Annotated in this window: 3 protein-coding genes; 2 read left to right on the top strand and 1 reads right to left on the bottom strand. The window is 41.9% G+C overall.

What is annotated here, in order from left to right; genetic code table 11:
* Positions 1-76: 76 nt before the first annotated feature.
* Entirely contained in the window at positions 77-397 is a 321-nt protein-coding gene (locus H6G76_RS35675; protein ID WP_242056677.1) for a DEAD/DEAH box helicase, read from the bottom strand.
* A gap of 248 nt (positions 398-645) precedes the next feature.
* On the opposite strand from H6G76_RS35675, the gene H6G76_RS35670 reads away from it, so the two are divergent.
* Positions 646-4,176, top strand: coding sequence for a CHAT domain-containing protein (locus H6G76_RS35670; protein WP_190710914.1), 3,531 nt, complete (start codon positions 646-648; stop codon positions 4,174-4,176).
* A 78-nt stretch (positions 4,177-4,254) separates the two neighbouring features.
* On the top strand, positions 4,255-6,327 hold the full coding sequence (locus H6G76_RS35665) for a caspase family protein (protein WP_190710913.1): 2,073 nt from the start codon (positions 4,255-4,257) through the stop codon (positions 6,325-6,327).
* Positions 6,328-6,751: the final 424 nt, after the last annotated feature.

Genomic DNA, 6,751 nt, shown 5'->3' with positions numbered 1-6,751 from the left:
TATTGACATTAAGTCCTAATAAGCGTCCTTTCTACCAACAAGGTCAAAGAGCTATGAGACTTATTCTGTCTGCATTCTAGCCCTTTTTGTAGCCCCTTAAGGGTTTGAAGACATGATGGCAGTGAGGGCAACATCTTGCTCCTTGGGTATCAGGGTCACAAGATACTGGGTCAAGACTCCATTTTCGGTTGTCGCATGGACGACCTAGCCGATACCAGTTATCAGTCATGTCTAAGATAGTGGCATATTCTTTTCCCGGTGCAGGAGGCAATATCCTACCAATCATTTGCAGCCAGAGAGTGACACTGCTGGTTGGTCGGGCAATCACCGCAGCACTAGAGTCTGGGCAATCAAACCCCTCGGTTAAAATTGCACAATAGAGAAATTCAATGAACAATCTGAGTGTATCCCCTTGGCGGGATTTGGCGAGAATCTAACTAACCGTTCCTTAAAAATGCTCGCTCAGAAGCTCTGAGTGAACGTTAAGGCACTTTCGTGTAGCCATAATTAGGAATTGCTTAATATTTCTAGAAATATTACCTTTTAATCCGAAAAATAAGATAAATAAGATAAATAAGATGTATTCCAGTGGGAATCACATTTATTTTAAAGATATTGGTTTGTCAAAAGGAATTTGCCACTTATATGACCCCGTCCTTAAAGGAAAAAGCAGATACATTACTTGCTCAAGGAGTTCAGCTATTTCATACCAGCCAATTTCAAGCTGCTTTCCGGGCTTGGCAAAAGTCGTTGAGTATGTATCGAGTAATTGGAGATCGTCAAGGCGAAGTTCAAGCACTTGGTAATCTAGGCAATATTTTCTACAATCGAGGACAATATCAAAAAGCGATTGAGTATTATCAGCAGTCATTAGTCATTTTTCAAGAAATAGGCGATCACCAAGGTGAAGTCGCCTGTCTAGGTAATCTGGGCAATGTTTATGGCGATATAGGACAATATCAGCAAGGAATTGATTACCATCAGCAGGCTTTGACTATTGCACGGGAAATAGCTGCTCGTGAAAGTCAAGCTGCTTCACTCTGCGGTTTAGGTAATTTTTATAGCCAATTAGGACAATATGAACAAGCAATAAATTACCATTCCCAATCTCTAGAAATAGCACAGGAGATAGGTTCTAGTTATGGGCAATCTCTTGGTTTGCTGAATCTGGGTGCAGCTTACAACTCTCTAGGACAATATCAGCAAGCAATTGAATATTTTCAAAAAGCTTTAGATATTTTCTGCGATACGGGCGATCTTTACTCCCAAGTTAGCGTTTTCAATCAGCTAGGTAAAGCTTTCTGTATTCTAGGACAATACGAGCAAGCGATTGAGTACCATCAACAAGCTTTAGCTATTGCACAGGAAATAGGCACTTGCCAAGAAGAAGCTAGTACTTTAATAGGTTTAGCTAATGCTTTATACTTTTTAGGACAATACGAAGAAGTAATTGAATGCTATCGGCAATCAATGACTGTTTTTCAAGAAATAGGCGATCGCCAAAATGAAGCTATTGGCTTAACCAATCTGGGTAATGTCTACAACACGCTAGGACAATACGAGCAAGCGATTGAGTACCATCAGCAAGCTTTAGCCATAGCACGGCAAATAGACGCTCCTTATGAACAAGCTTTGTGTCTGGGTAATCTAGGTAATGTTTATAAATCGCAAGGGAAATACCACAAAGCGATTGATTTCCATCAGCAGTGTTTAGTTATTCAGCAGAATATACAAGATATTCGCGGAGAAGCTGGTTCGTTAGTTAATTTGGGTAATGTTTATAGCTCGCAAGGAAAATACCACAAAGCTATAGAGTACTATCAGCAGTCATTGATTATCTTTGAGCAGATAGGCGATCTGCACGGTCAAGCCACTGCCCTATGCGGCTTTGCCGATGCTTATAACTATTTAGCAAACTACCAGGAAGCTGTTAAATACTATCAAAAGTCTTTAGATATTGACAGGAAAATAGGCCATCGCAGTGGTGAAGCTACTATCCTGAACAGTCTGGGGCTTGCTTACTACTCCCAAGGTCAATATCAGCAAGCAATTGAATTCTATCAGCAGTCGTTGACTATTTTTCGTGAATTAGGTTCTCCTGAAGGAGAAGCTGCCTGTTTAGGTCATTTGGGTAGTGCTTATGATTCCCAAGGTAAATATCAGCAAGCAATTGAATTCTATCAGCAGCAACTAAATATCACACGCCAGATTGGTTATCGGCAAGGAGAAGCCCATGCTCTAGGGGATTTGGGCATTGTTTACCAAAACTTAGGAGAATCCCAGGAAGGCATTAGGTATTATCAACAGTCTCTAGACATAGCCAGTGAGATTGGCGATCGCCGAGGAGAAGCCAATTCTCTAAATCATTTGGGTTATATTTACAGTTCTCAAGGGCAATACGAGCAAGGAGTTAAATACTTAGAACAATCTTTAAGCATTTGTCGTCAAATTGGCGATCGCGATAGTGAAGCTTCCACTCTGAACCATTTGGCTGGTGTTTACTATGCCTTGGGACAATACGACCAAGCGATTGAGAATTTAAAGCAGCAACTAGCCATTGCTCAGGAAATAGGCGATCTTCAAGAAGAAGCCACTGCTCTAGCCAATTTGGGACTTGTTTACAATGATCAAGAGAAATACCAACAAGGAATTGAGAACTTACAGCAGGCACTAGCTATTGCTCAGGAAATAGGCGATCGCGCTGGTCAAGCAAAATGTTTGACCAATCTGGGCTTTACTCTCTTTAAATCTCAGCAGTTTGAAGAATCAGAGAAGATACTCTATGACGGGATCGAGGTTCAAGAATCTCTGAGAGTGGGATTGCACGATAGCCATAAGGTATCAATTTTTGACACACAAGCAGATACTTACACCTGGTTGCAAAAAGTTTTGGTCGCCCTGAATAAACCTAAGGATGCACTGGTAATTGCTGAACGGGGACGTGCGCGTGCTTTTGTAGAGTTACTAGCTAAAAGACTAGACCCTAGTGCCAAGGAACAATTCACCATTACTCGACTAACTCTTCCAGGAATTCAACAAATTGCCAAGGCTCAAAATGCAACTCTGATTGAATATTCAATTATTTCTGATTTCTTTAAAGTGGAAGGTAAACAAAAATTTCACGAATCAGAACTTTATATTTGGGTAATCAAGCCCACGGGTGATATTAGATTTCGCCAAATTGACCTTAAACCTTTGTGGCAGCAACATCAAACGTCTTTAGAAGAGATTGTTACCCGAAGCCGGATTGAATCCATTGGTGTAACACGCGATGCTCGGTGGGTTAGCACAGCTAATGATTCCTTAGCAAACAAGCACTACTTACAACAACTCTATGAAATCTTAATTCAACCGATTGCAGATATTCTGCCCAGTGACTCCAATGACAACGTTATCTTTGTTCCTCAAGGTTCTCTGTTCTTAGTTCCATTTCCCGCCTTACAAGATGGCTCTGGTCAATATCTCATTGAGCGACACAATATTCTGACGACTTCTGCGATTGAGCTACTAAATCTAACACAAAAGCTACGAGAAAAAATTCAGCAGGCAAATCTTCATGAGGTGATGATTGTGGGAAATCCCAGTATGCCGAATTTGCCTCCTCAATTTAGTAGTACATCTTTTGAGTTAAAACCTCTTGTTGGCGCTCAAAAGGAAGCTCAAGCAATAGCTTCATTGTTTAATACTAAAGCTATTATCGGCTCCCAAGCTACTGAAGCATTTATTGTGCAGCAGATGCCGAAAGCCAGGATTATCCATTTAGCAACTCACGGCTTACTAGATGATGTTAGAGGATTAGGAAGTGCGATTGCTTTAACTTCTTGTGGCGAGAATGACGGTTGGTTAACCGCCGAAGAAATTCTCAAACTAGAACTACACGCTGAATTAGTTGTTTTAAGTGCTTGTGATACTGGTCGAGGTCGGATTACAGGTGACGGAGTGGTAGGATTATCTCGCTCATTTATTTCTGCGGGTGTGTCTAGTATTTTGGTATCTCTTTGGTCAGTACCAGATGATTCTACAGCGTTTTTAATGACCGAGTTTTATCGTAATTTTCTGGAGCGCAAACAGGACAAAGCTACTGCACTTCGTAGTGCAATGCTCAGCACTATGAAACAATATCCCAACAACCCTAGAGCTTGGGCAGCTTTTACACTCATTGGCGAAGCTGAGTGATGATTGTTACAAATTACCGTTGGGAAAACTGGTAAAAAATCAAATTGATTTTCAATTAAATTTGGAAGAGGTAAACTTATGGTAAACAATCATGCAACCAAAAATGATAAATGGGCATTGTTAATAGGTATTAATAAATACCCTAGATTAGATGCTCGCTATCAATTAAGTGGTTGTGTCAATGATGTGCAATTAATCAATAAAGTCCTGCAAGAAAACTTCAGCTTTCCAGAGAAAAATATTACTCTCCTGCTTGATGAGGAAGCTACTCGACAAGGTATATTGAAGGCTTTACAAGAGTTAATTTACCATGTAAACCAGAATGATATTGTAGTTATCCATTACAGCGGGCATGGTTCCCGGATGACTGATCGCGAGGGAGACAAACCAGACGGGATGGATGAAACTATCATGCCTCACGATACTGGACGCGCTCCTCATGAAAACCGGGATATTACCGACGATGAACTCTACGAATGGTTGTTGCGTTTGAGCGAAAAGACCCCGTACATAACCCTGATTTTTGACTCCTGTCATTCAGGGGGAATTGTCCGCGAGCCTTTTGGAGCTAACGATCGCTGGGTTGAATCTGATACTCGTCCGATCGAACAACTTCCACCATCGCCATTATCTACGACTCGCAGTAGTGGAGGAGCGCGGGATATTGGTTCTAGCGGCTGGTTGCCAATGAGCGATCGCTATGTTCTCATTGCAGGCTGTACTGCTGCGGAGTCATCTTGGGAATACTGGAAACAAGAAGGTAATAGTCAAATTGGTCACGGCGCTCTGACATACTTCTTATGCCAAGAATTACGCTCAATTCAGTCAGACACTACTTACCGAGATATTTTTCAACGTGTCAGCACCCAAGTCACGGGGTATAAATCCGTTCAGCACCCACAAATGGAGGGAGCGCAGGATCGGGAGTTTTTCTACGTGGATGACATTGAACCCATGCGCTTTGTCTCGATTGTCAATCGCAAAGATAACAAAGTGATTTTAGGTGCTGGCGCAGCTCATGGCATGACTGAGAAATCAGAATGGGCAATTTATCATGAAACAACCAAGCAAATTGGTAACGAAACTCTGAAACTGGGCAAGGTAAAAATTACTGCTGTTCGTGCTGTCACCTCTGATGCCCAGATTCTGGAAGAGAATCAAGTCGGTGTGATTACTGTAGGAAGTCGGGCAACAGAAGAAGCCCATTTTTACGGCGAAATGTCCCTAAAGGTGAATATCCAAGTGCCGCCTGACTACGATGCAGCTAAGAAAGAATTGATTGAGCTAATTAAAGAGTCGAAGTTACTACGCTTTGCTCAAGAGGGCGAAACTGCTGATGTGATGGTATATATTATTGCGCCCCGAAGCGAAGTAAGTTCTGATGCTCCTGTGCCTCAGTTGGGAGTAGTAAATCAACCGACTTGGGTTTTAGTAGGTAACAGTGGGCAAGTACTAATGCCAACTTGTCCTGTAGATCGGGTTGGGGCTACAACTACACTGCGAGAAAACTTAGAAAAAATTGTGCGATGTAAGTCGGTATTAGCTTTAGAGAATCCTAACTCCCAAAGCTTGCTCAAAAACAAAGTGAAACTGACTCTAAAGCAACAAGCTGGTGATGGCAATTGGATAGAAGCTCAACCTGATAAGAATAGTGGACAAATTGTTTTTGAAAATGGCGATCGCTTGATTTTGGAGGTCGAAAATCTTCATAACGCTTCCATTTACATTTATATCCTGGACTTAGGATTAGCTTATGGTGTGACTCAGATATACCCCATCAAAGGTGCTAATCAAGAGTTCCAACCCGGTAAACACAACATTGGTATACGCCAAAACGAACACATAGAACTGTACCTGCCAGAAAAATTCCCTTATGTGTCATCTTCTAACGATGGTTCCTTAGTGGGAGGAATTGAAACTTTCAAGCTTTTCGCCACAACCTACCCAACTGACTTCAGTTGGTTGCTAAATGAAGGTGTACGGCAGGGGTTTGGGGAGCAGTTACCAAATATCAACAAGCCCTTAGAACAGTTACTAGATATAGCACTGACAGGGAATGGAAATCGGGAGGCGAGGGTGATCACTCTATCAGCAAATGAAGAATGGATTACAGTACAAAGTTCTTTCTGGCTGCGGCGTAAAATGTTTTAGACTCAAGTTCGCCCCACGCAAAAAGCTAATGCTTACACAGAGCGACTTTCAAAGTTTTTGTTCGCGTCGCTCTACTGGGTACAAACTACCAAAAGGGCTTGCGGAGCGAATTTGAAGCGTTGCCCCCCCCATCCAGAGTTTACCACAGATGTACCTGTGAATGCAGACGTTACATGGGTACGGTTTTTTACAAGATAATTTATGAGGGCAGATGATCCAAGCTCACGTTGAAGTCATACGGCGTACCGAGCAAAGTCCAAAGCTAAATCAGCCAAAAAACGCAAGCAGAATAATTTCAATAGCCAATTTCAAAAATTATCCCTCTTCTAAGAAACCACATTTTCTGATGGCTGAGGAATAAGCTCAAAACCAAAAGCCTGAGCCTTTTTGTGGAGATTATTGACCATTCGCTCACGGTAACGCT

Origin of the sequence: Nostoc sp. FACHB-152, from assembly GCF_014697475.1 — a bacterium.
GTDB lineage: Bacteria > Cyanobacteriota > Cyanobacteriia > Cyanobacteriales > Nostocaceae > Nostoc_B.
This window is presented reverse-complemented; position numbering and strand designations above follow the sequence as displayed.

What these genes read in the sequence shown, in the direction of transcription:
- H6G76_RS35670 (WP_190710914.1), top strand. Translation starts at nt 646, where the DNA reads ATGACCCCGTCCTTAAAGGAAAAAGCAGATACATTACTTGCTCAAGGA.
- H6G76_RS35665 (WP_190710913.1), top strand. Translation starts at nt 4,255, where the DNA reads ATGGTAAACAATCATGCAACCAAAAATGATAAATGGGCATTGTTAATA.